General features: G+C 73.3%; 21 protein-coding genes. 9 read left to right on the forward strand and 12 right to left on the reverse strand.

The features are described from left to right. Window position 1: 1 nt before the first annotated feature. Window positions 2-418, forward strand: coding sequence for a hypothetical protein (locus ACFWTE_RS01775; RefSeq protein ID WP_378776915.1), 417 nt, complete (start codon window positions 2-4; stop codon window positions 416-418). Then, window positions 415-1803: a tripartite tricarboxylate transporter permease gene (locus ACFWTE_RS01780; RefSeq protein ID WP_378776917.1), complete on the forward strand. Its 1389-nt coding sequence runs from the start codon at window positions 415-417 to the stop codon at window positions 1801-1803. The genes ACFWTE_RS01775 and ACFWTE_RS01780 overlap by 4 nt, the downstream gene beginning before the upstream one ends. A 147-nt stretch (window positions 1804-1950) precedes the next feature. On the opposite strand, the gene ACFWTE_RS01785 is transcribed toward ACFWTE_RS01780, so the two are convergent. From ACFWTE_RS01785 to ACFWTE_RS01795, 3 genes are all read right to left on the reverse strand, one after another. Then, window positions 1951-2955 carry a sporulation protein gene (locus ACFWTE_RS01785; protein WP_378776919.1) on the reverse strand — a complete coding sequence of 335 codons (1005 nt, stop codon included), beginning with the start codon at window positions 2953-2955 and terminating at the stop codon, window positions 1951-1953. A gap of 286 nt (window positions 2956-3241) precedes the next feature. After that, window positions 3242-5296 (reverse strand): heavy metal translocating P-type ATPase, encoded by a 2055-nt coding sequence (locus ACFWTE_RS01790; RefSeq protein ID WP_378776921.1) that lies wholly within the window; start codon window positions 5294-5296, stop codon window positions 3242-3244. Between the two features lie 182 nt (window positions 5297-5478). Then, on the reverse strand, window positions 5479-6243 hold the full coding sequence (locus ACFWTE_RS01795) for an SDR family NAD(P)-dependent oxidoreductase (protein WP_378776923.1): 765 nt from the start codon (window positions 6241-6243) through the stop codon (window positions 5479-5481). Between the two features lie 220 nt (window positions 6244-6463). On the opposite strand from ACFWTE_RS01795, the gene ACFWTE_RS01800 reads away from it, so the two are divergent. The 3 genes from ACFWTE_RS01800 to ACFWTE_RS01810 all read left to right on the forward strand — a co-directional run bounded on the left by ACFWTE_RS01800 (window position 6464) and on the right by ACFWTE_RS01810 (window position 9652). Then, window positions 6464-7060 (forward strand): TetR/AcrR family transcriptional regulator, encoded by a 597-nt coding sequence (locus tag ACFWTE_RS01800; RefSeq protein ID WP_378776984.1) that lies wholly within the window; start codon window positions 6464-6466, stop codon window positions 7058-7060. A gap of 864 nt (window positions 7061-7924) precedes the next feature. Next, a complete protein-coding gene (locus ACFWTE_RS01805) occupies window positions 7925-8326 on the forward strand; it encodes a hypothetical protein (RefSeq protein ID WP_378776925.1) in 402 nt (133 codons plus the stop codon). 150 nt (window positions 8327-8476) lie between these two features. Next, window positions 8477-9652, forward strand: coding sequence for an MFS transporter (locus ACFWTE_RS01810; protein WP_378776927.1), 1176 nt, complete (start codon window positions 8477-8479; stop codon window positions 9650-9652). Window positions 9653-9658: 6 nt separating this feature from the next. Here the strand turns inward: ACFWTE_RS01810 and ACFWTE_RS01815 are convergent, their stop codons facing one another. The 6 genes from ACFWTE_RS01815 to ACFWTE_RS01840 are packed head-to-tail and all read right to left on the reverse strand — an operon-like array spanning window position 9659 to window position 16325. Next, entirely contained in the window at window positions 9659-10279 is a 621-nt protein-coding gene (locus ACFWTE_RS01815) for a bifunctional 4-hydroxy-2-oxoglutarate aldolase/2-dehydro-3-deoxy-phosphogluconate aldolase (RefSeq protein WP_378776929.1), read from the reverse strand. After that, window positions 10276-11733 carry a mannitol dehydrogenase family protein gene (locus ACFWTE_RS01820; protein WP_378776931.1) on the reverse strand — a complete coding sequence of 486 codons (1458 nt, stop codon included), beginning with the start codon at window positions 11731-11733 and terminating at the stop codon, window positions 10276-10278. The genes ACFWTE_RS01815 and ACFWTE_RS01820 overlap by 4 nt, the downstream gene beginning before the upstream one ends. Continuing rightward, window positions 11730-12671, reverse strand: coding sequence for a PfkB family carbohydrate kinase (locus tag ACFWTE_RS01825; RefSeq protein ID WP_378776933.1), 942 nt, complete (start codon window positions 12669-12671; stop codon window positions 11730-11732). The genes ACFWTE_RS01820 and ACFWTE_RS01825 overlap by 4 nt, the downstream gene beginning before the upstream one ends. Then, window positions 12668-13879, reverse strand: coding sequence for a D-mannonate dehydratase ManD (manD, locus tag ACFWTE_RS01830; protein WP_378776935.1), 1212 nt, complete (start codon window positions 13877-13879; stop codon window positions 12668-12670). The genes ACFWTE_RS01825 and manD (ACFWTE_RS01830) overlap by 4 nt, the downstream gene beginning before the upstream one ends. Beyond that, window positions 13876-14946 (reverse strand): L-idonate 5-dehydrogenase, encoded by a 1071-nt coding sequence (locus tag ACFWTE_RS01835; protein ID WP_378776937.1) that lies wholly within the window; start codon window positions 14944-14946, stop codon window positions 13876-13878. Before ACFWTE_RS01835 ends, manD (ACFWTE_RS01830) begins: the two co-directional genes overlap by 4 nt. Then, window positions 14943-16325 carry an MFS transporter gene (locus ACFWTE_RS01840; RefSeq protein ID WP_378776939.1) on the reverse strand — a complete coding sequence of 461 codons (1383 nt, stop codon included), beginning with the start codon at window positions 16323-16325 and terminating at the stop codon, window positions 14943-14945. Before ACFWTE_RS01840 ends, ACFWTE_RS01835 begins: the two co-directional genes overlap by 4 nt. A 126-nt stretch (window positions 16326-16451) precedes the next feature. On the opposite strand from ACFWTE_RS01840, the gene ACFWTE_RS01845 reads away from it, so the two are divergent. Then, on the forward strand, window positions 16452-17183 hold the full coding sequence (locus ACFWTE_RS01845; RefSeq protein ID WP_378776941.1) for a GntR family transcriptional regulator: 732 nt from the start codon (window positions 16452-16454) through the stop codon (window positions 17181-17183). A gap of 114 nt (window positions 17184-17297) precedes the next feature. Continuing rightward, entirely contained in the window at window positions 17298-18227 is a 930-nt protein-coding gene (locus ACFWTE_RS01850; protein ID WP_378776943.1) for an alpha/beta hydrolase, read from the forward strand. A 395-nt stretch (window positions 18228-18622) separates the two neighbouring features. Here the strand turns inward: ACFWTE_RS01850 and ACFWTE_RS01855 are convergent, their stop codons facing one another. Further along, window positions 18623-19564 carry an MBL fold metallo-hydrolase gene (locus ACFWTE_RS01855; RefSeq protein WP_378776945.1) on the reverse strand — a complete coding sequence of 314 codons (942 nt, stop codon included), beginning with the start codon at window positions 19562-19564 and terminating at the stop codon, window positions 18623-18625. Window positions 19565-19836: 272 nt separating this feature from the next. Between ACFWTE_RS01855 and ACFWTE_RS01860 the strand changes: the two genes are divergently transcribed. Next, on the forward strand, window positions 19837-20409 hold the full coding sequence (locus ACFWTE_RS01860; RefSeq protein ID WP_378776947.1) for a suppressor of fused domain protein: 573 nt from the start codon (window positions 19837-19839) through the stop codon (window positions 20407-20409). A 28-nt stretch (window positions 20410-20437) separates the two neighbouring features. On the opposite strand, the gene ACFWTE_RS01865 is transcribed toward ACFWTE_RS01860, so the two are convergent. Further along, on the reverse strand, window positions 20438-21478 hold the full coding sequence (locus tag ACFWTE_RS01865) for a LacI family DNA-binding transcriptional regulator (RefSeq protein WP_378776949.1): 1041 nt from the start codon (window positions 21476-21478) through the stop codon (window positions 20438-20440). A gap of 411 nt (window positions 21479-21889) precedes the next feature. On the opposite strand from ACFWTE_RS01865, the gene manD (ACFWTE_RS01870) reads away from it, so the two are divergent. Further along, complete coding sequence (manD, locus tag ACFWTE_RS01870; RefSeq protein WP_378776951.1) at window positions 21890-23104, forward strand: D-mannonate dehydratase ManD; 1215 nt, start codon at window positions 21890-21892, stop codon at window positions 23102-23104. A 173-nt stretch (window positions 23105-23277) separates the two neighbouring features. On the opposite strand, the gene ACFWTE_RS01875 is transcribed toward manD (ACFWTE_RS01870), so the two are convergent. Then, window positions 23278-26586: a right-handed parallel beta-helix repeat-containing protein gene (locus tag ACFWTE_RS01875; protein ID WP_378776953.1), complete on the reverse strand. Its 3309-nt coding sequence runs from the start codon at window positions 26584-26586 to the stop codon at window positions 23278-23280. Window positions 26587-26662 lie beyond the last annotated feature (76 nt).

A 26662-nucleotide genomic window follows, 5' to 3' on the forward strand; every position in this document is an offset into this window, starting at 1 on the left:
CATGTCCAACCTCCTGGAGATCTGGGGCGACACCGTCGACGCCAGGCACACGGTCGGCGCGATCGCGCTGGGCGTGGGCATCGCCACGCCCCTCTACCTGGCCGCCGACCACTTCTTCTCCCGCGGCTCCGCCGACCCGGCCCTGTCCGGTTCCTACGCCCTGCTCGTGGGCCTGGCGGGCTGCGTGATCGCCGGGTTCCTCGGCGCCCGGCTCTTCGCGCCCAAACGCGTGGTCACCGAGCAGCAGTCCACCCACGAGGGCCGCGCGGCGGCGATGGACGCCATCGAGGCCGAGTACGGCCCCCTGGGCGACCCCGACGAGCTGCCCCGTCCCGTCCAGGACGAGATCCGGGCGCTCGGACTCTACGAGGACCTGCGGGCGCAGCACGCGCGGCGCGGCGGGGCGGTGTCCGAATGAGCCCCGAACTGCTCACCGACGCCGCCTGGGCACTGGGCATGGGCCTGGTCGGTGCGATGGTCTTCGCCCTGATCGGTCTGGTCTCGGGTACGGACGAGACCGCCACGGTGGCCCCGCTGACCCTGCTCGTGGTGCTTCTGGGCGTGCCCGCGCCCGGGGTGTTCACCTTCTTCATGGCGGGTATCGTCGCCAAGCACATCACGCACGCCATCCCCACCACCCTGTTGGGCATCCCCGGCGACACCATGGCGGTACCGATGCTCCGGGACGCGCAGATGCTGCGCGAACTCGGCGTCCCGCACATCGCACTGCGCAAGGCCATCTCGGGCGGTGTCATCGCCGCGTTCGTCTCGGTGCCGCTGGCGGTGCTCTTCGCCTGGCTGCTCAGCCCCTTCGCCGACTCCATCGGCCGGGCGGCGCCGTGGATCTTCGTGGCCGCGGCCGTGCTCATCGCCTACACCTCCAAGGGCCGCCTGGCCTCGGTGGTGGCGCTGGTGCCGTTCGTGCTGCTGGTCGTGGGACTGCAGGCGTTCATCACGAACACCACCGGGACCTCGCTGTCGATCAGCTTCTTCCTGGGCATCGCGACCGGTCCACTGATCGCGGACCTGCTCATGGCGCTGTCGCCGTCGGGGCGGGCGTCCCTGCGCCGTGAGGCGCCGCGCACCTTCGACCTGGCCCCGGACACCCGGACCTGGAAGGGGCGGGTGCCCAACCCGCTGGCGGTGCTGGACCGCAAGCAGCTGGGGTACACCACGGCGGCGGCCGGTGTCTCCAGCGCGACGTTCGTCTTCTCCCCTGTGGCCATGACCGTGCTGATGGGCGAGATCGCCGGTTCGCGCATCAAGAACGGCTACCACCGGCTCACCTCGGTGATGTCGGTGCGCAACGGCACGACCGAGTCCACCTACATCGCGGAGACGCTGATCCCGCTGATCGCGCTGGGCCTGCCCCTCTCCCCGATGGCCGCCGGTCCGGCGGCGCCGCTGTTCAACGCGCCGCCCGTGTACACGGTGGACACCGAGACCGGGGCCACGAACAACCTGCACAACCTGCTGTCGGGCAGCGAGTTCCTGGTCTACGGGCTGCTGGGCGTGGCGCTGGCGTCGATCGTGGCGTACCCCTTCGCGATGACCTACGCGCACCGGGCCGCGTCGTTCGTGATGCGCAAGGTCTCCCACGAGGCGATCATCGGCGCCTTCGCGGGTCTGATCATGGTGATCTGCCTGTACGAGGGCGGGCTGCTGGCCGTCGGGGTGACCCTCACGGTGGGGCTCGTGGGCGGGCTGCTGAACAAGTTCCTCAACATGCACACGGGTGTGCAGTTCATGGGCTTCTACGTCGCGGTGCTGACGGTCCCGGCCCTGATGGCCCTGGTCGGCTAGCCGAGCGGCCGGAGGCGTTGCCCGTGTGACGCGGGTGCCTGCGCCCGTACCCGCCGCGAGGGCGGGGCCACGGGGGCAGGGCGGGGGCGGGCCCCGGTCGCGGCAGCGCGACCGGGGCCCTTCCGCGTCCTCCCGAACCGGCCGGGGTCACTCCTCGTCGGACTCCCCGTCCTCTTCCTCGGCGTCCTCTTCCTCCGCGGGCTGGTCCTCCTCGTCCGGGTCGGGGTCCTCGCCGACCCCGTCCACGATCTCGGACACCACGTAGCCCGCGGCCAGACCGCCCACCACACCCGCGGCGACCCCGCCGACGGCGCCGAGCATGCCGCCGCGCTCCTCCTCCTCGTAGTACTGCTCCCCCTCACCGGGGTACGGGCCGCCGAACAGCTCGCGGTGACGCCGGAGCGTCTCCCCGATCCAGGAGTCCAGCGTCCCCGCCCAGTCCAGGCGGTCGGCTTCGGCGTGCCCGACACGGAACCCGCTGTACACCTCCCCGTCCTCGGAGAACATCCCGCCGCGGCGGTCGAACTCCACCACCGCCGACACACCCTCGGGGTCGGGGACCAGGGCGATCTCGACCTCGCTGACGTCGTGGGCGTACCGTTCGGAGGGGTGGAACTCGAACTCCTGGAAGAACGGGTACTCCTGCGCCGTCCCCGACAGGTACCCGGTCTCCACACCGGTGTTCTTGAACCCGAACCCCAACCGCGCCAGTGCCTCCAGCACGCGCTCCTGGACGGGCAGCGGGTGGACGTGCAGCCTGTCCAGGTCGCCCTTGTCGGAGGCGCCGTCGACGACCACCTCGGTGCGCAGGCCCACCATCACGCCCGGCAGGGACCCGCCCCCGGCCTCGGTGACCGGAGTCTGCCAGGGGATGCCGAAGGTGAAGGGCACGGACAGGGTCTCCCCGGCCGCCAACCGGATCCCGGAGGCCACCGGGACCCGGGCGAACTCCACGCCCTCGTGCTCGTCGCCGTCCTCGACACCGACGACCAGGGCCAGGACGATCTCCGCGATCTCGGCCTCCCCTTCTCCGCCGCTCAGCTCCACGCGTCCCTCCAGGACGGATCCGGGGCGGGTGTGGGGGGTCTCGACGACGGTGTCGATGCTGAGTCCACCGACACCGAAGGCCGCGAGCAGACGCTTGAAGACCATGGAGTTCCTTTCAAGGGGGCCGTGCCCGCGGGGTCTCCCGCGAGGGCGGGCGCGGAACGGCTCGTCACCCCTTGCGAACGCGGTGTCGCCCGGCCCGGTTCCGCCGGCGGGCAGGGCACTTCCGCGGATCGGTGTTTCGGGGACGCCCCAAATGGGAGAGGACGTGGTGACCGGGGTCGCGAACCGTCCTCGACCTGGGTACCGCCCGGCCGGCGGCGGTGGGGACGGCGGTGTTCGCGCAGGACCGGAACCGTGGCCCCGGTGGCTCCTCCCGGGCCGCGGCCGGCTACGCGGAGCGGGCCCCCGATCGCAACACGGCCGCCGTGCTCGCCCCGGGGCTCAGGTCGAGCCGGCGCAGCAGCTGCGCGTTGAGGGCGACCACGACCGTCGACAGCGACATCAGCAACGCGCCCACGGCCATCGGCAGGACGAACCCGACGGGGGCGAGCACCCCGGCCGCGAGCGGCACCGAGATCAGGTTGTACCCGGCGGCCCACCACAGGTTCTGCTGCATCTTGCGGTAGCCGGCACGGGACAGCTCTATCACCGAGAGGACCGACCGGGGGTCGTCGCTCGCCAGGATCACCCCGGCCGAGGAGATCGCGACGTCGGTCCCGGCGCCGATCGCCAGCCCGACGTCGGCCTGGGCGAGGGCGGGGGCGTCGTTGACGCCGTCCCCGACCATGACGACCGTGTGACCCTCGCGCTGGAGTCCGGCGACCCGGGCGCCCTTGTCCTGCGGCCTGACCCCGGCGAAGACCTGGTCGACGCCCAGTTCGGAGGCGACGGAGTTCGCGACGGCCTCGGCGTCCCCGGTGATCATCACGACCCTGACGCCGAGGGCGTGCAGGGCCTGCACCGCCTGCCGGGACTCCTCGCGGACCTCGTCCGCCAGAGCGATCGCACCGACCACCTCTCCGTCGGCCAGTACGTGCAGGATGATCGCGCCCCTGTCCTTCCAGGTCTGCGCGACCTCCATCTCGGCGGCTCCGTGCTCCGCCAGCAGGCCGGGGCCGCCCACGCCGATCCGTGTGCCCCCCACGGTTGCCGAGACCCCCACGGCGGTGGACGCGCGGAAGCCGGTGGCCACGGGGACGTCGACGCCCCGGCGGCGCGCGGCCGTCACGATGGCCCTGGCCAGCGGGTGCTCGCTGTCGGACTCCACCGAGGCGGCCAGTGCCAGGACCTCGTCCTCGCCGAGTCCGGCACCGGGGGCGACATGGGTGACGGTGGGCTCGCCCTTGGTCAGGGTGCCGGTCTTGTCGAAGAGGACGGTGTCGGCGGTGCGCATGCTCTCCAGCGCCATGCGGTCCTTGACCAGGACGCCGCCCCGCGCGGCGCGCTCCGTGGCGATGGAGACCACCAGCGGGATGGCCAGTCCGAGGGCGTGGGGGCAGGCGATGACGAGGACCGTGATGGTGCGGATCAGGGCGTCGTCGGGCCTCCCGAGGACCGACCAGGCGGTGAGGGTGAGGACCGCCGCGACCAGCGCGAACCAGAACAGCCAGGCGGCGGCCCTGTCGGCCAGGCGCTGCGCGCGCGAGGACGAGTTCTGGGCGTCGGCGACCAGGCGCCGGATGCCCGCGAGCGCGGTGTCCTCGCCCACGGCGGTGATCCGCACCCGCAGTGCCGTGTCCGTGGCGACGGTCCCGGCGACGACCTGGTCCCCGGGGCCCCGGCCGACCGGGCGGGACTCGCCGGTGATCATCGACTCGTCGACGTCGGCGGTGCCCTCCGTGACCTGCCCGTCCGCCGGTACCCGTCCGCCGGGGCGGACGATGACCGTGTCTCCGAGGGCGAGGTCGGCGGGGGCGACGGTGACCACTCCGTCCCCGACGATCTTCTCGGCCTCGTCGGGCAGCAGCGCGGCCAGGGACTCCAGCGCGGACGAGGTCTGCGCCAGCGAACGCATCTCGATCCAGTGGCCCAGGAGCATGATCACGACGAGCAGGGCCAGCTCCCACCAGAAGTCCAGCTCGTGGGAGAGCACGCCCAGGCTCGCACCCCAGGAGGCGAAGAACGCCACCGTGAGGGCCAGGGCGATCAGCAGCATCATGCCGGGCCTGAGCGCCCTGGCCTCGCTGACCGCACCCGTCAGGAACGGGCGACCGCCCCAGAGGTACATCACGGTGCCGAGCACGGGCGGGACCCATGCGGCGCCGGGCACGTCGGGGACGGTGTAGCCGACGGTGGAGGCGAACATCGTGCTCAGCCCGACCGTGGGAACGGCAAGGACCAGCATGATCCAGAACAACCGCCGGAACTGGCCCGCGTGGTCGCCGTGCCCGGAGTGACCCGCGTGGTCGGAGTGCGGGTCGTGTTCGTGGGAAGTCGCGTTCATGCCGCTCAATTTATACCCCTAGGGGGTATGAATCAAGGAGTGCGCCCTCCTCGGCCGTGTCGCCCCGCGATGTGTCCGGGGCCGGCCGCCGACGGAGCCGTCCCCGGCTCCGGGGTCGATGCGGACCCGGGCCCGTCCCGGCGTCGCGCGCAGGACCGGGCCCGGGGTCGCATCGCCGCGGTTCAGACGGCCGACCATCCGTTGTCCACCGGGAGCACCACGCCGTTGACGTTGCTCGCGGCGTCGGAGGCGAGGAAGACGATCGCCGAGGCGAGCTCGGAGGCCTCGGCGACCCGTCCCATGTTCGCGGCGTAGTGCCCCAGGACGGCGGGCCCCGTCATGGCCGAAGTCGGGTCGACGGAGATGGAGGTGGCGGTGCCGCCCGGCGCGACCGCGTTGACCCGCACGCCCTTGTCGCGGTACATGATCGCCGTCGACTTCATCAGGCCGATCACGCCGTGCTTGGACGCCGTGTAGGCGGTTCCGGCCGCGCTGCCGCGCAGCGACGCCTCCGAGGCGGTGAAGACGATCGAGCCCCGGCCCCGGTCCACCATGTGCGGCAGGACCGCGCGGGTGAGCAGGAAGGGCGCCGTCAGGTTCACCCGCAGGAGCCGCTCCCAGACGGCGTCGGAGACGTCGGCCGCGGCGGAGAGGTCGTCCATGATCCCGGCGTTGTTGACCAGGACGTCGATCCCTCCCAGCTTCTCGACGGCGGTCGCGACCACCGTGTCGACGACCTCGGGCCGGCTCAGGTCCCCGATCACGGTCTCGGCGGCGCCCTCCGCGGCCCGGATCTCCTTGGCCACCTCCTCGGCCGAGCCGGCGTCGATGTCGGCGAGGAGGACCCGGGCCCCCTCCTTCGCGAAGGCCAGGGCACAGGCCCTGCCGATGCCGGATCCGCCTCCGGTGACGATGACGCTCTTGTTCCTCAGGTCCGATCCGGTCATGGGAAGCCCTCTCGCTGGTGGTGCGCGGCCTCGGGCGAGGTCGCGGTGGTGCCGTGACCACGCCTGTCACTGTAGGACTTTTTGTCACTAAGAGACAAATATTAGAGAGAGGGGCACGACCTGGGTAGAGTGGGTTCGCCCTGGAAGCCGGAGTGGAGGGATAGCCGTGCCGACGACCCGGTCCCCGTATCCCGAGCCCTCGACCCGGGGCCGCCCGCCCATGACGGAGCGGCGCAGGGAGATCATCCGCATGGAGATCGCCCGCGCAGCGGTGCGGTTGTTCACCGAGAAGGGGGTGTCGGGCACCACCGGTGACGACATCGCGCACGCGCTCGGGATCTCCACCCGGACGGTGTGGCGGTACTTCCCCTCCAAGGAGAGCTGCGTGCGGCCCCTGCTCACGACGGGCCTGGACCTGATGGCCGGCCACCTGCGCTCCTGCCCGGCGGACACCCCCCTCCTCGTCCACCTGGACCGGGAGCGGGTCTTCGACGGGAACGCCCTGGTCCCGGAGGAGTCCGTCACGGACCTCATCCGGATGACCCGCACCGAACCCGGCCTCATGGCGGTCTGGCTTGAGGTCCACCACGCTGCCGAGGCGGTCTTCGCCGACGTCATCGCCGCCCGCACCGGCGGCTCCGCCGACGACCTCGCCATCCGGGTGCAGGCCGCGACCCTCAACGCCGCGCTGCGCCTGGCCGCCGAGGAACAGGTCCGGCACCACCGCGGTGCGGACGCGGCCTCCGGGGGTGGGATGAGCGCCCTGGTGCGCACCGCCCTCACGGCGGCGGTGCCCAGCCTGCCGTCCTTCGGTTAGGGGCCCGCGCGGAGCGCCGCACCGCTCCTCGGGGGAGGGGGACCACCCCTCTTCCGCGGCTCCTCCGGGGGCCCGGGGCCGCCGTTTGCGCAGCCGTCCGCACATGCCGAAGTGCCGAGCCCCCGGGAGCGGTTCGGTGCGCACCACGGAGGCCTCGCCCATGACGCCGGGGTCGCCCCGTTCCAGCGACGCCAGCTGCCGCCGGGTCAGCTCCACCTCCCTCTCCACCCCCTCGCGCCAGATCTCCCGCCACGCACCCACGCGGGGGCGCACGATCTCCGCCGCCGGCCGGTGGAACTCGCGGAGCGCCTCCCCGCCGTCCTGCCGGACCGCCCCCACGAGCTCCAGGTACCCCTCCATCGCGAGGTCGCGGCGGGTTCTGGCCCGCTCGGCGCGCTCCTCCTCCGGTGCCTCCTGGGAGAGGCGGGCGGCGGCGTCGTAGGCCGCCCGGTCCGCCAGCACCGCACGCGGGAACGTGAGGACCGCGTCACCCGCCTCGGGGAGCCCCGCGTTCTGCATGACCGTGACGATCTCCAGCCCGCCGTGGTTGACCAGGCGGTGCACCGTGCCCGGGCCGAACCACAGGACCGTCCCGGGGGGCCAGCGCGTCGACCGCGACCCCCTCCGGCGCGAACTCCGCCGCGAGCGCTCCTACCTCGTCCGCGGCGCACCTGCGGTCGACGAACACCAGGCGGTGGCGGAGGTCCAGGACGTCCCCCGGGCCGAGGGTGACCGTCTCGGGCACTGGTTCCTCGCCTCGGGTCAGGTGAGGGCATCCTGTCCCTGGCCCCGATCGCCCACGACGGTGGCCGGGGGCCGGAGGGGCGAGCCCCCGTCGCCGTCTCCGCCGGTTACGACGACCAGATGCGCGGTATCGGCGCACTCGCCGACGGGTCGGTCGTCGCCGAACTCGTGGCGGGCCTGGCCGAGGCGGGCCACCGGCGGTTTTTGCACGTGGCGGGCTCTTTGCGGTTCGCCTCGGCCCGGGGGCGCAAGGAGACCTGCCTCAGCGCGATCGAACGCCTCGGTCTGGAGTCCCACGGGGTGGTCGACGGCGACTGGTCGGACGAGTCCGGCCGCGAGGCCGTGCGCTCCCTCCCCGAGGGCGGCGGTGTCACCGTCGTCATCGCGGGCAACGACCGCCTGGGCCGCGATGCCATGGCGCGCCTGGTCGCCTCGGTCCGCGGGACCGGGCCGGAGTTGTCGGAGGGGCCGCTCAACAGGATCATCTGGCGCGAGTCCACGCGCCCGGGGCCGCACGGGTAGGCCGGTACGGAGCGCGGCGGCGGGCCGGGCGCGGGGGCGCTCACCAGGGCGAGAGGGAGTCATGGGATGATCCGCTCGCACCTGGGATTTCTGTGATTTCTGAGATCACTGGTGTGCGTGGGGCGACAGTGGTGATCTGGAGGGGGCTTCATGGGGGTCGGGCGCACACCGGGACAGGCATGGTTGTGGCCGCTCCTGACGAGTGTGGTGCTGACCCACACCGCCCTCAACCTCGCCCGGCCGCTCATCTCCTACCGGACCATCGCGGTCGGCGGGGACGCCGTGGCGGTCGGCCTCGTCACCGCCGCGTACGCGCTGCTCCCCCTCCTGATCGCCGTCCCCCTGGGCAGGGCGACCGACCTCGCCCGGCGCACCGCCTGGATCGTCGGGCTGGGCGCGGTGGTCCTGGCCGCCGGATGCGTGTTCCTGGCGTTCACGACCGGCCTGGTCTCCCTCGCGGTCGCCAGCACCGTGGTCGGGGTCGGCCACCTGCTGTGCATGGTCGCCGGGCAGGGGCTCATCGCGCGGTTCTCCCCGCCCGGGAACCTGGACCGCGACTTCGGCTGGTTCACCGCCGCCGCGTCGCTGGGACAGCTCGCCGGGCCGCTGATCTCCGGCGCCGTCCTCGCCGAGGCCTCCGGGCCGGCCCTGCTCTCCGCGACCTCGACGGCGCTCGTGATCGCCTGCGCCACGGCCGCCCTGGGGCTCCTACCGGTCCTGTTCCTGCTGCGACTGCGTTCCCCGGCGCACCCCGGGGGAGCGGGCAGCGAGCCCGTCCCGACCCTGGCCCTCCTGCGCAGGCGCGGCATGCCCTCCGCGCTCCTGGCCAGCCTGGCCCTCCTCTCGGCCGTGGACATCCTCACCGCGTACCTCCCGCTGATCGCGGAGAGCCGGGGCATCCCGCCCGTGCTCGTGGGCGTCCTGCTGAGCCTGCGGGCGGGAAGCTCCCTGCTCTCGCGGCTGATGCTCTCCCGGCTGCTCGCGCGCTGGTCGCGCAAGCAGCTGATCGTGGCCAGCACGTCCGTTGCGGCTCTGGCCCTGGCGCTGGTCGCCGTGCCGAACGCCGGACCGCTCGCGCTGGGCGCGGTGCTCGTCGCGGGCGGGTTCCTGCTGGGGCTGGGGCAGCCGCTGACCATGGCGGAGGTCGCCACCGCGGCGCCCCAGCAGGCGAAGGGCGCCGCGCTGGCCCTGCGCATCTGGGGCAACCGCCTCGGCCAGGTGGCCATCCCCGCCGCCGCGGCGGGGATGGCGGGCACGGCCGGGGCGCCGGGGGCGCTGCTGTTCTCGGCCGCGGTGCTGCTGGCGGCGGCGGTCACCGCCGCCTGAGCCGGGTCAGCGGAGCGCGACCGCCTCGGCGGCGAGCCGGGTGACGCGCTCCCAGTCCCCGTCCCGGACCGCGTCCCGCGGGGTGAGCCAGCTTCCGCCGACGCACGCCGCGTTGGGCGCCGCCAGGTAGTCGGCGGCGCTGTCGGCCGTGATCCCGCCCGTCGGGCAGAACACGACGTCGGGGACCGGCCCGGCCACGGCTCTCAGGAAACCCGGGCCCAGGGCCGAGGCGGGGAAGGCCTTCTGCGCGAGGAACCCCTGCTCCCTGGCGGCCAGCACCTCGCTCACCGTCGCCACCCCCGGCAGGGCCGCGACCCCGCTCCGGGCGAGGTACCGCAGCAGTTCCGGGGTGGTGCCCGGGGTGACGAGGAAGTCGGCTCCGGCCTCGACGGCGGCGTCCGCCTGGCGGGGTGCGAGCACCGTCCCCACCCCCACCAGCACGCCCGGCACCTCGCGGGCCACCGCGCGGACGGCGGAGAGGGCTCCGGGGGAGCGCAGGGTGATCTCGACGATCCCGACACCGCCGGCCAGGAGCGCCTCTGCCAGGGGGACGGCCCGGCCGGGGTCGTCGACCGTGACCACGGGGATGACCGGGGACCGGCCCAGAACGGCGTCCGCCGGCGTCACAGGGCGATCTCCTTGCCGAGGGCGCGGGTGTCCGCGGCGTCGATGAGCTCGTACCAGTGGGTCACCGGGCCGGTGAAGAGGGCGTCGGCGACGACCTCCCCGGGGAAGATCCCGGCCCCCATCAGGCGGGGGACCACGTCCGCGGCACGCCTGCGGTCGGGCAGCAGCCCGGCGAGGGTGGCGGCCAGGGGGTCCTCCACCCGGGGCCCGGCGGTGGCGACGTGGTGCATCCAGGCCGCCACCGCCAGTGCGCTCCAGCGGGGTTCTCCTCCCCCGTCCAGGACCGCCCGGACCGTGGGGAGCAGGCGCGGACCGATCTTCTGGGAGCCGTCGGCGGCGACCTTCGCGGTCGTGTGGCCCAGCGCGGGGTTGGCGAACCGGGCCAGGACCGACTCCGCGTAGGCGGGACCGTCGAGCCCTCCGGGCAGGCGCAGCGAGGGCAGGGCCTCCTCGTGGATGAGCCGGTGCACCGCCTCGGCCGCGGCGGTGTCGGCCGCGCACTCGGCGATGGTGCGGTGCCCCAGTGCGAGCCCCAGGTAGGCGAGCAGCGAGTGGCCGGCGTTGAGGACGCGGAGCTTGGTCTCCTCCCAGGGGCGGACGTCGTCGGTGAAGAGCGCCCCCGCGCTCTCCCACCGGGGGCGGTCCGCCGCGAAGCGGTCCTCGACCACCCACTGGCGGAAGGGCTCGGCGATCACGGCGGCCTCGTCACGCAGCCCCAGGGCCCCCTCCACCAGGTCCAGGTCCTCCGGCGTGGTGGCCGGGACCATCCGGTCGACCATCGTGTTGGGGAAGGAGACCGACCTTCCCACCCAGGTCCTCAGCCGGTCGCCCTCGGATCCGGGCAGGGCGTCGGCGAAGTCGGCGACCAGTGCGCCCAGCCGGTCCCCGTTCCCGGACAGGTTGTCGCAGGAGACCACGCTGACCGGGCCGGCGTCGCGGAGCATGCGCAGCTGGAGGCCCCGGGCGACCTGCCCGACGGAGGTGAGCGGGGGAGCGCCGTCCAGGTCCGCCCGCACCGCCGGATCCCCCAGGTCCAGGCGTCCGGTCAGGGGGTCGGCCCGGTAGCCCTTCTCCGTCACGGTGAGGGTCACGACCCGGGTGCCCGGATCGCCGATGCGCTCCACGACGGCCAGGGGGTCGCGCGGCCCGGCGAGGGTCTCGGTGACGGAGGAGACCACACGGGCGGCACCGCTCCCCGAGCCGCGCTCGGTCACGCTGAACAGTCCGTCCTGCGGCGCCAACTGCTCCCACACGCGCGCCGACCGCCCGGTCACCGCGCTGATCCCCCACGAGGTGTCCCCGGTCGCCAGCATGGCGTCCTCGGTGTACACGGCCGTGTGGGCACGGAAGAACGCCCCCGCGCCGAGGTGGACCACCCCGGTGCGCAGAGACTTCCGGTCCAGGGCCGGGGAGCGCCCCGACCGGCCGAGTGAGGCCAGGTCCAGTCTGTTCATCGTTCAGCTCCCGCCCGCGCCGCGTGGGCGCGCGCCTGTTCCAGGGTGGGCAGCAGCCCCGTCCCGCCGCGCCCGCCGACGTTGAGGCTGGCGACGGCCGCGGCGAGCCGGGCCGCCCGCTCGAATCCGTCACCCAGGACCATACGGGCGCTCAGGGTGCCCAGGAACGCGTCCCCGGCGCCGGTCTGGTCCAGGACCAGGGGAGCCGGAACCGCGTCGACCCAGGTGCTCCCCTCCGCCGTGGCCAGGTGGACGCCGCTGGACCCGCACGTCACCGCGACGTGCCGGGTGCCCGCGTCCAGAAGGCGCCGGGCGGCCTCCGCCGGCGACGCGCTCCGCAGGAGGGACGAGGTCTCCCCCGGGTGGGAGGGGGTGACGAGGTGGGCGAGGGGCGCGAACTCGGCCAGGACCGCGGCCGCGTCCTCCCGTGTGGTCAGCCCCGGTCGGTGGTTGGGGTCGAACACGAACCTCCGGGCCAGGCGTGCCGCGGTCCTGACCGCCTCGTGCGCGCTCTCGGAGACGGCGCAGGCGATACCGGAGGCCACGACCGCGCCGGCGCCGGCCAGGGCCTGTTCGTCCAGGTCGTCGGGGCACAGCGTCGATCCGACGCTCCCGTTGCGGGCGTAGGCGAACGCCCGTTCCCCCTCGGGGTCGCTGTGGACCAGGTAGACGCCCTGCTGCCCGGGGCGGAAGCGCAGGAGCGACGTGGAGACTCCCAGTTCGGCGACGCGGTCGGCGATCGCGCGGCCCAGGGAGTCGTCGGTCAAGGCCGCGGCCAGGCCGACCCGGGCACCGGCCCGGGCTGCCGCCGCGGCGACGTTGAGGGCGTCGCCGGACACCCCGAGGCGGGCGGGGACCCCGTGCGCCACCGGTTCTTCGGTGGACACCTCCAGGAGGATCTCGCCCAGGACGGCGACGTCGAGTTCGTGAGCGGTCACCAGTCGTGCACCGTTCCGTCCAGCCGCCGGTTGACCGGCAGGTAGCGGGGGTCGTAGGGGTGGCGGGCGGCCGCCTCCTCGTCGAACTCCACGCCCAGGCCCGGCGCCTCACCCGGGTGCATGTACCCGTCGGTGAAGCTGTAGCCGGCGCGGAAGACCTCGTCGAAGGGGCCCGCGTGGCCCATGTACTCCTGGATGCCGAAGTTGGGGATGCTCAGGTCGACGTGCAGGGCCGCCGCCATGGCGATCGGCGACAGGTCCCCGGCGCCGTGGGAGCCGGACCGCACCCCGTACAGGTCCGCCAGGGAGAACACGCGGCGCAGGTGGGTGATGCCACCGGTGTGGGAGACCGATGTGCGGATGTAGTCGATGAGCCGTTCGGTGATCAGCTGCTGGCAGTCCCAGATCGAGTTGAAGACCTCGCCCACCGCGACGGGGGTGGTGGTGTGCTGCCGGATCAGGCGGAAGGCCGACTGGTCCTCGGCCGGGGTCGGGTCCTCCATCCAGAACGGCCGGTAGGGCTCCAGCGCCGCTCCCAGCCGGCCCGCCTCGATCGGGCTGAGCCGGTGGTGGACGTCGTGGAGCACGTGCACGCCGTAGCCGAACTCCTCGCGGACGTGCCGGAGCACGGTCGGCGCGAAGTCGAGGTAGAGCGAGGTCTCCCAGGCGTCCTCCTGCGGCCGGTTGCCGTTGGCGGGCTCGTACACCCGCCCGCCGGCCCCAGCGATGCCGTAGGTCTTGTCCAGGCCGGGCACCGCCGCCTGGACGCGGATCGCCTTGTACCCCAGGTCGAGGTGGCGCTGGAAGTCCGTTGCCAGGTCGTCGAGCGAGGAGCCGCTGGCGTGCCCGTAGACCATGACGCCGTCCCGTGCGGCGCCGCCGAGCAGCTGGTAGACGGGCATTCCCGCGGCCTTGCCCTTGATGTCCCACAGGGCCACGTCCACGGCCGCGATCGCGGTCATCGTGACCGGGCCGCGGCGCCAGTACGCGCCCCTGTAGAGGTACTGCCAGGTGTCCTCGATACGGCGCGCGTCGCGGCCGATGAGGAGCGGGCACAGGTGGTCGCGCAGGTAGGAGGCGACCGACAGCTCGCGCCCGTTCAGCGTGGCGTCGCCGACGCCGGTGACGCCGTCCTCGGTCTCGATGACCAGGGTGACGTAGTTGCGGCCGGGGGAGGAGACGACGACGCGCGCGTCCGTGATCTTCACAGGGTGCCCCTTCCGGGGAGTACGGGGTCGGAGGGGTGGTCGGGACCGAACCGCAGCATGACCTTGCTGCTGCCCGAAGCGGGGTCGGCGGCCACGCGCATCGCCTCCTCGGCGCGGGACAGGGGGAAGGTGTGGGTCATCAGAGGGCTGACGTCGAGCCCCTCGGCCATCGCCGTGAGCGCGTCGTCGATCTCGTCGACGAAGCGGTAGGAGCCCTTCCAGACGATCTCCCGGGTGACGAGGTCGCCCAGGACCGCGGCGGCCTCAGCACCGGGGAGGTTGCCCACCTGCACGACGGTCCCTCCCCGCGCGGTCGAGCGCAGGACGGCGCCGAGCGCCCCCGGCGCACCGGACGCCTCGATGACGATCTCGGCGTCCTCGGGGAGCCGCTCGCCCCGGGAGACGTCGCGGAGCTCGTCCGCGCCCATGGCCGCGGCGACCGCCAGCGACGCCGGGTCGATGTCGGCGACGGTGACCCGTCGGGCCCCGGCGTGCCCGAGGGCGGCTGCCACGAGCGAACCGATGGGGCCGGCCCCGTTCACGGTCACGTCCCGGCCGGTGACGTCCCCGGCGCGGGACACGGCGTGCAGGGCCACGGCCAGCGGCTCCGCCAGCGCGCCCTCGCGTGTTCCGACCCCGTCGGGGAGGGGGCGCAGCTGCTGGGCGCGCACCGCCCTGAACTCGCTGAAGCCGCCGTCGGTGTGCGGGTGGAACGCGGCCGACCCGAAGTACCGCACCCGCGGGTACAGGTTGGTGCGCCCCGCCAGCCGCTCGGGCATGCGCCCGTCCCCGACCAGCTCCGCCGGGTGCACGGTGACGGGCAGGCCCTCCTCGACCCCGCTCACGCCGGGGCCGACCCGGACGACGCGTCCGGCGATCTCGTGTCCCAGGACCAGGGGGTCGCGCAGGACGGCGGTGCCGGAGCGCCCGTGGCGCCAGTAGGCGATGTCGGATCCGCAGATGCCGCCCCACTCCACGGCGACGACCACCTGCCCCTCGCCGGCCACGGGTTCGGGGCGCTCGTCGACCCGCAGGTCCTCGGCCCCGTGCACGGTGACGGCCCTCATACGGCGTCCTCCAGTCGAACCAGGTCGCGTCCGCGCACCTCGGGCATGAAGTACGTGGAGACGAGTGTGATCAGGGAGTAGGTGATGATCATGGCGGCCAGGGGCCACCAGGACCCGGTCACCGCGGTGAGCGTCGCGGCCAGCACCGGGCCGATGGCCGTGGCCAGGACGCCGCCGATCTCCTTGGCCAGGGCCAGCTGCGTGAAGCGCGTGCGCGCCCCGAACAGCTCGGCCATGGTGACGCTCTCCACCGAGAACAGGCCCAGGACCGAGAGGTTGAGACCGACGACCATCGCGATGGTCACGAGGACGACGTCGCCGGAGTTGATCATCAGCATCATGGGCACGGCGAAGAGCATGCTCGCGACCGTGAGGCAGAAGTAGAGGGGGCGGCGGCCGAAGCGGTCACCGAGTACGCCGACCAGGGGGACGGTGACGAACCCGAGCAGGGAGCCGTACACGATGGCGCTCGTGCCGACCGAGCCGTCCATCAGCAGGGTGGCGCCGAGGTAGCCGACGAGGAAGGTCTGGACGATGCCGGAGTTGCCGGCCTGGCCGAAGCGGAGTCCGAGGGCGATCAGGAAGGCGCGGCCCTTGCGCTGGTGGAGGGCGGCCTCCAGGCTGCTCCTGTCCTTCTCCTCGGCGGCGGCGGCGAGTTCCTCCCGGGACAGGGCCACGCCGTCGACGATGTCCTCGCGCTGCTCGAAGACGGGGCTCTCCTTGACGGAGTGGCGGATCCACAGGGCCAGGAGCAGGAGCAGGGCGCTGGCCAGGAACGGGATGCGCCAGCCCCAGGCCAGTAGTTCGGCCTCGGAGAGGGTGAACACCAGGACGGCCCAGATCGCCGAGGCGCCCAGGGTTCCGGAGTTGGTCCCCAGGCACACCAGGGAGGCGATGAACCCGCGCCGCCTGGCGGGGGCGTACTCCGCCAGCATCACCGTGGCGCCCGCGATCTCGGCACCCGCGCCGAAGCCCTGCGCCAGCCGTAGGCCCACGAGCATGATCGGGGCGAGGAGGCCCACCTGCTGGTAGGTCGGCAGTGCGCCGATCAGCGTGGTGGAGACGCCCATGAGCGCGACGGTGATGAACAGGACCTTCTTCGGCCCGAGGCGGTCGCCCATGCGGCCGAAGTAGACCGCCCCGGCGAGGCGGGCCACGTACCCGACACCGTAGGTGCCCATCGCCGCGATCAGGCCGATCGCCGGGTTGAGGTCGGGGAAGAAGATCTGGTTGAAGACCAGGGCGGCGGCCAGGGAGTAGAGCTGGAAGTCCATGAACTCCATGGCGGTTCCGAGCCACCCGGAGACCGAGGCCTTCGTGAGGTCCCGTGTGCTGCGTTCGCCCTGCCCCGCCGGGGACGGTGGCGCCTGTTCGGTCATGGGAGGTTCCTTCGTCGGACGGCTTCTACCTGCGGTGACATCGCCGGGAAACCGGGTGTGAACGTCGTGGCAACTGGTATACAAGCACTGGTATACCAGTGGCGTCAATGGCGGTAGACTCCGGACATGGCTGACGACACCCGCTCCGGGGGACCCCTGCTGTCCGCACGGGACCGCACCTTGGACACCATCCGTCGCGCGGTCATCACCCTGGAGCTCAAACCCGGGGCGCCGCTGTCCGAGAACGAACTCGCCGCCGAGCTCGCGGTGAGCCGCACCCCCGTGCGCGAGAGTCTCATCCTCCTGCGCGAGGAGGGACTGGTGGAGGTCTACCCGCAGGTGGGGAGCTTCGTCTCGCTCGTTGACCCCGAGCGCGTCGCGCAGGCGCAGTTCATCCGGGAGGCGGTCGAGTGCACCTCCCTCGCCCAGGCCGAGCCCCCGTTCTCGCCCGCGCACGTGGCCGACCTGCGGGACAACCTCCAGGCGCAGCACGGGGCCGAGGCCGCGGGCGACCACGACCGGTTCTTCGAGCTGGACGAGGAGTTCCACCGGGCCCTCCTGGCCCTGGCCGGACACGAGAGCGCCTGGCGGACCGTCAACGCGGCCAAGGCCCACCTGGACCGCGCGCGGCGGCTGAGCCTGATCGACACACGGCCGATGGGGGACCTCCTCGAACAGCACACGCAGGTGGTGGACGCGATCGAGGCGGGGAACCTCGACGTCGCGGTCCAGGCGCTCCGCGCCCACCTGCGCGCCGTGTTCGAGGACGTCGAACGCATCAGGGCGGTCTCACCCGAGTACTTCACGGACGGTCGGCGCCGCCGACCCGTCCGGCGGACCGTGACCTCGCTGAAGTAGGGACGGGAACGCCCGCACGCATCCGCCGGGGGCCCTGCGGTGAGGAGCGGACGCGGGAGTACATTGTCGACGACGAGGCGGGGCCGCGAGGGCGGCCGTCGACAGGAGCGGACGATGGAACTGACGAGGGTGCACCCCGAACTGCGCCAGGCGGTGCGGCGGGTTCCCGTCCTGCCGCTGCACCGGACGCGCGTGCGCCGGATGCTCAGGGCCGCCCAGCGCGGCCTCAGCAAGGACGCGGTGGTCGACGGGGTCCGGTTCCGGGACCTGTCCGAGGACGGCGTCGCCGTGCGCGTCTACGAGCCGGAGTCGGGCGCGTCCGGGGCCGGCCTGCTGTGGATCCACGGCGGCGGCCTGGTCATCGGCCAACCCTCGCAGGACGACCGCTTCTGCTCCACCACCGCGCGCGACCTGGGCCTGGTCGTGGTCTCGGTCGACTACCGGCTGGCGCCGGAGGAGCCGTTCCCGGCCGCGGTCGACGACTGCGTCGCCGCCTGGGACTGGTTCCAGGACTCGTGCGGACGGCTCGGGGTGGACCGCACCCGGATCGCCGTCGGGGGGCAGAGCGCGGGCGGCGGCCTCGCCGCCTGCCTGGTGCACCGGCTCCACGACCGCGGCGGGGTCCGGCCCCGGGCGCAGCTGCTCGGCTGCCCGATGCTCGACGACCGGACCGCGGCCCGGACCGAACTGGACGACGAACGGCACTGGGTCTGGAACAACCGCCTCAACCGGTTCGGCTGGAGCGCCTACCTGGGGCGGGAACCGGGCGGGGAGACGGAACCCTACGCGGTGGCCGCCCGGCGCGACGACCTGCGCGGACTGCCCCCGGCGTGGATCGGGGTGGGCGACATCGACCTGTTCTTCGACGAGGCCACCGGCTACGCGAGGCGCCTGCGCGAGGCCGGGGTGGAGTGCGAGCTGGAGATCGCCCCCGGCGCCCCCCACGGCTTCGAGGCGTGGGCGCCCGACGCACCCGTGGCGGAGGACTTCTCACGCCGGAGCCGCGGATGGCTCGCGCGGGCGGTCGCCTCCCCGGACGCGTAGGCCGTGCTCTTGCGTCCTTCCGGACCCGCGTCCACCGGGCTTCCCCTCGCCGCGCCTTCGCGCGCGTGAAGCACAACGGGGCCGAGCGTCGCACACCGTCGTGCGGGAGATCGCCCGGACGGCCGCTCGCCGACCCCAAAACCTTCGAAGACGCTCCCCGGGACCTCCTCCGAGCAGCCCCGCACCGCGGAGAGCACGACGCCGACCATCCTGGCCGCCTGGTGCCAGGACGAGTTGCGCCCCCTGCTCCGGCGGGGGCGGCGCGCCCGTTTGCGCGCGCAACCGGCGAAGTCGCCGACTCTGCCCACCTGCTGCCGCACGTTCCAGGTGCAGGATCACGGAGCGTGGAGCGGGTGCCCGTCCGGGCGGGTGCGGCCGTACCCGCCCGCACGGGGTCAGAGGCTGGTGGGGAGCATCCCGCCGTTCCACTCGACGGCGTCGGACAGCGCCACCTCCAGGTCCATGGTGGTGCCGGTGAGGTCGGCGTGGGCGCGGTGCAGGTTCAGCACGAGGCGTTCGGCGTCGTCCCAGTCACGGAACTCGCCCAGGTCGCAGGCGAGGGCGGTCTCCAGCGGGGTGCTTCCCCGGGCGACCCCGGCACGGGCGGTGTCCAGGACGAACCGGTAGTAGCGCTCGTGGGCGCCCAGCACTCCGTCGAGTTCGGCGGCGCCCAGCAGCGGCCCGTGCCCGGGGACCACGTGGTCGGGGGCGAAGGCGTGCAGCCACTCCAGGGAGCGCAGCGCACCCTCGACCGACCCCATGAACACGAGCGGCGTCAGCCCGTGGAACACCAGGTCACCGGTGTAGAGCACGCGCTCCTCCGGCAGCCACGCCACGACGTCGCCGGGGGTGTGCGCCGTGTACCCGGGGTGGCGCAGGTCCACGCGCCGCCGCCCGGTGTAGACGGTCAGTTCCCGGTCCAGCACGATCGAGGGGGCGCGACGGCTGACGTTGCCCCAGTCGGGTGCGGGGGACCAGACAGGCGGGCACGCCTCGAAGATCGGGTCGTGGAGAAGCGCCTCCCGCATGGCGGCCTGTCCGATGAGCGCGGCGGAATCGGGCAGCAGGCTGTTGCCGTAGGTGTGGTCGCCGTGCTGGTGGGTGTTGACCGCCCACCGGACGGGGGCACCGTCGGTGGCGTGGGCCAGGGCGTCGAAGAAGCGCCGGGTGCGGGTCTCGGTGGCACAGGTGTCGACCACCAGCAGGCCGTCCTCACCGATGACCGCGCCCGCGTTGTTCACCCACCAGGTGCCGTCCGGCTGCACCCACGCGTACACGCCGTCGACCACCTCCGACAGGGTCGCGGCCCCGGGACCGGTCGATGCGGTCGAGCCCATGGTGGTGGTCTCCTCACGGATCGTGCGTGTGGTCGGGGCAGCAGACTACCGCCGGGGCGGGGCGCCCCCGTGCAGGGTCATCCCCGGCGGACAGGGCCGCCGCTCGCCCGTGCCGTTTCCGCCCCACAGGTGTTCCGGAACACGGCCGGGACGGCCTCCCCGATCCCCGCTGTGGAAGCGAAGCCGTAGTCTGGCCGTTCCACATGTCCGTACGGCGGGCGCTTCGGGGCAGTGTCCCCGGCGACCGAAGGCACAGTGAGGGGTCGGGTTCCTTGAGGACCGGGGAGGACGCGCGGATCTTCGCGCTCGAACGGCATGTTCGGGAGTTCTGGCATGGGCACGCCGTGGAGCCCGCCACCTGGGAACACGCTCCGCTCCTCGACCGGGTCCCGGGTTTCGCCACCTACCGGGTGGCGCCCAGGAACGCGGGCGATGGCTGGGTCCACGTCACGGTCGGCTCCTCCGTCCACGAGGAGCGGGGAGGCACCGAGTTCTTCCTCATGTCGCCGACCGGGGCGCAGGCCCACGCCGAGACCCTGGCCATGGTCAGCCACCTGCACTCCTTCGAGGAGTACCGGCTGGGCGTCGGCTCGGTGATCGACGTGGGCGGCCCGTGGACGGAGGGCTCGCGCATGGACCACCTCCTGGTGAGCCTGCCCTACCCCTACGGCCCCGCGCTGGAGTGGGCGCCCGCCGAGACGGGGGGCGCGAGGTTCCTGTGGCTGCTCCCGATCCACCGGAGCGAGGCCGCCTTCGTCGTGGCCGAGTCGCTCGACGCCTTCGAGGAGGTCCTGGAGACGGAGGGCGTCAACGTCCTGGACGCCGACCGGGCCCCTCTCGTGTGAGTGGGCCCCCGCGCCGGGGCGGTCGGGCTCAGGCTTCGGGCGGCGCCGTGGACTCGCGCACCACGAGCCCGGGAGGGGCGATCGCGGGCACGTCGGCCGGCGCCCCGTCCAGTGCGGCGACCAGCGTCAGGGCGGCGGCCCGACCGAGCCCCACCAGGTCATGGCCGACCGTGGTCAGCCGCGGCTGCACGAGCGCGCCCAGGGGCAGGCCGTCATGGCCGATGACGGACAGGTCCCGGGGCACCTCCAACCCACGCCTGCGCGCGGCGCTGATCCCGGCGATCGCCATCATGTCGTTGGCGAACAGGATCGCGGTGGGCCGCTCGGCCGCCGACAGCGCCTCGTCGGTGGCCGCGGCCGCCCCCTCGGTGGTGAAGTCGGGAACCGCCAGCACGGCGGCGGACAGCCCGTGCCGCCGCACCTGCTCCTCCACGATCCCGCGGCGGAAACCGGTGTGCACGCGGTCCTCGGGACCGCAGACGTAGGCCACGCGCCGGTGGCCCAGCGAGGCCAGGTGCCCGACCGCCTCGACCACCCCCCGCTCCTGTTCGGGGGCCTGCACCGCCGGAACCGGGTCGTCGCGCCAGGGCATGCCGATCAGCACCGAGGGAAGTCCGAGCCGCCGCAGCAGCTCGAACCGGGGATCGCGGACCAGGCTCTCGGTGAGGATGACGCCGTCGACTCGGCGCTCCTCGGCCAGGCGCCGGTAGGCGCGCCGTTCGGCGTCCTCCTCCTCGCCCACGATGTGCAGCAGCAGGCCGTAGTCCAGGGGGGCGAGTTCGCGTTCGATGCCCGAGATCAGCACACCGAAGTGCGGATCGTAGGACAGCAGGTCGGGGGAGCGGCGCGAGACCATGCCGATGGCCCGGGTGCGCGCCCCGCGCAGCGCCACGGCCGCGGCCGAGGGCGACCACTGGAGCTTGCGCACCGCGTCGAGGACCCGCCGGCGGGTGGGCTCGGCGATGCGGCCCTTGTCGTTGACCACCTTCGACACGGCGGAGACCGACACCCCCGCCAACGCGGCTACGTCGGAGATCGTGGGGCGGCCGGTGGAGCCGCGGACGGCCATCAGGGCGCTCCCCGACCAGGCGGGGCTCCGGGGACTTCCTCGCGCACCAGTACCGCTCCCTTCGCGATCGCAGGCTCCCCGCTCCGCCCTCACTGGGTGTCGCGGGCGGGGCCGGGGCGCGGACAGGTTACCAACGGGGTTCGTGGAGGGCCCGGGCGCGTGTCCGTGGCCCCCGGGAAAACGATGAACCGGCCGTGTCGGCGGACACTACCCCAACCGACGCGGTTTTTCCAGGTCTCGACACCCGATTGGGAAAACGATATACCTGCCTCAGGGCACGCCGGGGTACCGGGGCGGAGCGAGCCCGCGCCGGTGGTGCCACGGCCCCGGTCCGCGGGGGCGCGCCACCGTCCGGCCGCCTCCGCGGACCGGTTCCGCCGGGCGTGCACACCCACACACGAGGAAGTACCGATGAGGATCACCTCCGCCGACGTCATCGTGACGAGCCCGGGACGCAACTACGTCACCCTCAAGATCACCACCGAGGACGGCACCACCGGCCTCGGCGACGCCACCCTGAACGGCCGCGAACTCTCCGTCGCCTCCTACCTGCGCGACCACGTCTGCCCCCTGCTCGTGGGCCGCGACTCCGGCCGCATCAACGACATCTGGCAGTACCTGTACCGCGGCTCGTACTGGCGGCGCGGCCCCGTCACCATGACCGCGATCGCCGCCGTGGACTGCGCCCTGTGGGACGTCCTCGGCAAACGGCTCGGCCAACCCGTCCACCAGCTGCTCGGCGGCGCCGCCCGCGACGGCGTCATGGTCTACGGCCACGCCAGCGGCGAGTCGGTCGACACCCTCCTGGACGCGGTCGGGGGCTTCTTGGACCAGGGGTACCGGGCGGTGCGCGTCCAGGCCGCCGTCCCCGGGCTGGAGAGCACCTACGGGCTGCACCACCCCGGCACCGGCCACACCTACGAACCCGCGGACGCCGCCGTCCCCACCGACAACGCCTGGCACACCCCCGCCTACCTGGACTTCGCCCCGAAGATGATGGAGGCGGTCCGCGACAGGTTCGGCTACGGCTTCCACCTGCTGCACGACGTCCACCACCGGCTCTCGCCGCTGGAGGCCGCACAGCTGGGCAAGGCGCTGGAGCCCTACCGCATGTTCTGGATCGAGGACCCCACCCCGGCCGAGGACCAGGGCGCGTTCCGCACGATCCGCCAGCACACCACGACCCCGCTGGCGGTGGGGGAGGTCTTCAACACCATCTGGGACTGCCAGCACCTGATCACCGAACGGCTCATCGACTACATCCGCACGTCGGTCTCGCACAGCGGGGGCATCACGCACCTGCGCCGCATCTTCGACCTGGCCGACCTGTACGGGGTGCGCACCGGCTCGCACGGCGCGGGGGACCTGTCGCCGGTGTCGTTCGCCGCGGCCCTGCACCTGGACCTGACCGTGCCCAACTTCGGCATCCAGGAGTACATGGGGCACCTGGAGCCCGCGAGCGAGGTGTTCAAGACCTCCTACACCTTCGCGGACGGCTACATGCACCCGGGCGACGCGCCGGGTCTGGGGGTGGAGATCGACGAGGAGGCCGCGGCCCGCTACCCCTACGAAGCCCGGTACCTGCCGGTCAACCGCCGCCTCGACGGCTCCATGCACGACTGGTGAGGTGCGGCGCCCGCCGGGCACACGCGGGCTTCCCGCACGTGTGGGACCGGCGGCCGTGCGCCGTCCGGTCACCGCGCCGCGCCCGGCGGGAACGGTCGGGGCGGGCACGCGACTCCGCGCGCCCGCCCCGGTGTGGCGGGGCCAGGACGCCCCGCCAGGCCGGGGCGGGGGTGTCAGCGGGCCGGAATGTCCTCGGGCAGCAGGGTGGTGAAGTCCTCCCTGGTGGCGTTCTGCACGCCGTTGACCAGGCGGCCCGCCTGACGGGTGATCATCCGCTCCAGCACCTGGCGCGCGTAGCGGGCGTTACCGAAGTTCACGTCCCGGACCACCCCCGAGAAGTGCTCGTGCAGGGCCGCCGTCGTCGGTTCGCCGCAGGTGTACCCCGAGCTCTTCGCCATCCGCTCGACGATGGTGACCAGCTCGTCGTCGCTGTAGTCGGGGAACTCCACCTGGTGGTTGAACCGCGAGGCCAGACCGGGGTTGGAGTCGAGGAAGCGCTGCATCTCGTTGGTGTACCCGGCGACGATGACCACCGCCTCGTCGCGGTGGTCCTCCATGAGCTTGACCAGGGTGTCGATGGCCTCCTGGCCGAAGTCGTTGCCCGACCCGCGCGGCGCCAGCGAGTAGGCCTCGTCCACGAACAGCACGCCGCCCTTGGCCCGCTCGAACACCTCGGCGGTCAACTGGGCGGTGTGCCCGACGTAGCGCCCCACCAGGTCCGAGCGGGCCGCCTCCACCACGTGGTCGCCGCGCAGCACCCCCAGCGCGTGCAGGAGCTTGCCGTACAGCCGCGCCACGGTCGTCTTACCGGTACCGGGAGGACCCGCGAACACCAGGTGGTGGCTCATCGGTGCCACCTGGAGCCCCATGGCGAGCCGCTGCTGCGACATCAGCAGCAGGTTGGCCAGGTCGTTGACGGTCTCCTTCACGCTCGCCAGGCCGACCATGGCGTTCAGCTCCTCGCGCAGGGCCGCGATCCCGTCCGTGGTGCCGCCGAGCTTCTCCTCCTCGGCCGCCGCCCCGAGGTCCTCGGGCAGCAGGAGGGTGAGCGAGTCCGGGCTGTCGGGGATGGTCCCGCCCAGCCGGAACGCCTGGCGGTCGATCATCTCCTCGAAGATCTTGCGGGCCTCACGGCCGTTGCCGAACGCCGGGCCCTTGGGCACCCGCTCGAAGTGGGCGAGCAGGGCCGCCTCGGTCTCCTCCGCCATCCGGTAGCTGTGGGAACCGCACATGTTGCGCACGATCTCCGTCAGTTCCTCGGCTTCGTAGTTGGTGAACTCGATGGTCCGGCTGAACCGGGAGGCCAGACCGGGGTTGGTGTCGAGGAAGCTCTGCATCTGCTCGGTGTAGCCGGCGACGATCACCACGACCTCGTCGCGGTGGTCCTCCATGAGCTTGACCAGGGCGTCGATGGCCTCCCGGCCGAAGTCGGGGCCGCTGCCCCCGCCCTCGCTGCCGCTCGCCAGCGTGTAGGCCTCGTCGACGAACAGCACGCCGCCCTTGGCCCGTTCGAACACCTCGGTGGTCTTGATCGCCGTGCCGCCCACGTACTGCGAGACCAGGTCGGCGCGGGCCACCTCCACCACGTGCCCGTAGCGCAGCACGTCCAGTTCGGCGAGGATCTGCCCGTACAGCCGTGCCACCGTCGTCTTGCCCGTACCGGGAGCGCCGCCGAAGACCAGGTGGCGGCTCATGGGCGGCGTGGGCAGACCCATCTCGGCCCTGCGCTGGGCCATCTGGTTGCGGGTGACGAGCGTCTTGACCTCGTGCTTGACCCCGGCCAGGCCCACCAGCGAGTCCAGTTCCAGCAGGGGGCCGACCTCTTCGACATCCCCGTCCGCCTGCTCGGAGACGGGGGCCTCCGGCATCGCGACGGGCGCGCCCGCCAGGTCGCCGAACGCGTCCGGCGCCCCGTTGCCGCGGCTGAGCAGCTCCTCCGTGCGCATGCTCTGGCTGGCGACGGTCTGGCGCAGCCCGGAACGGCCGTTGTCACGAACGGAGCAGTCCTCCACCGCCACGTTCTCGGCGGAGTGCACGAGGATGCCGTCGGCGCCGTTGCCGAACACCTCGCACCGCCGCAGGGTGGCGCTCGCCTTGGCCGCCACCAGCACGCCGTTGCGGCGGCCGTTGTACACCCGGGTGCGCAGCACCGTCGCGCTGCCTCCGGCCCGCACGGCGATACCGTCGCCCGTGCACTCCGACACGTCGCAGTCGCGCACGTCGGCGGACGCGCCCGAGCCCACCGAGATCCCGGCATCGCGGCTCCCGGAGATCTGCACACCGGTCAGCAGGGGCGCTCCGCCCTCCTCCACGGACACGGCGCTCTTGCCGGTGCGCTCCAGCGTCACGCCCTCCAGGCGTCCGCGGCCGCCCTTGCCGAACACCACGCCCTGGCCCCGGGTCCCGGTGATCGCGGTCGCGCGCAGGAACGGTGCGCACCCCTCGACCACCACGCCGGGACCGGCGGTCTCGCTGACCAGCCCGCGGTCGAACTCCACGACGCTGTCGCCGCCCAGGCTCAGCCCCAGGCCACGACGCACGACCAGGCCGAGGAAGGCGGTGGAGGCACGGTCCTCGGCGCGCACGGCGTCGCCGCCCGACTCCTCCACCTCGCAGTCGGTGAAGGTCCCGCGCGCACGGCCCGACAGGTGGATGGCCACACCCTTGGCGCGTACCACGCGCACCTGCGCCACCTGCGGGTCCGAACCGTTGTGCACGACGATGCCCCGCCCGCCCACGTCCTCGAACACGCAGTCCTCCACCACCGGGCGCGCCCTGCTGGAGACCGACAGGCCATCGCCCTCGGTGTCGTGCACGCGGGTGCCCAGCAGCGAGATGGCGGCACCCTCCTCCAACGCCACCGCGGGCTTCTTGGTCCCCGAGATCTCGCAGTCCCGGATCGTGCCCGCGGCCTGTCCGCTGACGAACACGCCGTTGCCCCCGGCGTCCCGCAGCACGCAGGAGCGGATCGTGGGGCGGGCCTGCTCGCCGATGACCACGGTGCTGGTGCCGACCTCCTCGACCACGCAGTCCTCGATGACGCTCGGCCCCGAGGAGGTGATCACCACGCCCGCCCCCGCCGAGCACGTGACGCGGCTGTCGCGCATGGCGAGCGCGCCGCCGCCGCGCACCGACACCGCGGTCCACGAGGCCCCCTCCACCTCGCAGTCGGCCATCTCCAGCTGCCCGAGGGGGATGTCCACCGCGGGGTAGTCGGCGTGGCGGCCGCGCAGGACCAGCCCCGACAGCTTGACCGCCTCGGCGCCCGAGACCACCGCGCAGCCGCTGCCGGTGGTGATCTCCACGCTGCCCAGGCCGTCGCGGGCCATCAGGGTGACCACGTCGCGCAGGACGAGGCTCTCCTCGTAGCGGCCGGGGGCGATGGTGATGAGGGCACCGCTGGCAGCGGCCTCGACCGCCTCGGTGATCGTTGCGTGCCCGTCCTGCGCGTCGGCGTCGACGGTGAGGAACTGCCTGGTCATCGGTGTCTTCCTAAGTCGGGGGAGAGGCGGCGGGGGGGGGGCGGCCCCCCCCCCGCGGGGGGGGGAAGTGCAGGAC

The organism is Nocardiopsis sp. NPDC058631, from assembly GCF_042716955.1.
Classification (GTDB): Bacteria; Actinomycetota; Actinomycetes; order Streptosporangiales; family Streptosporangiaceae; genus Nocardiopsis.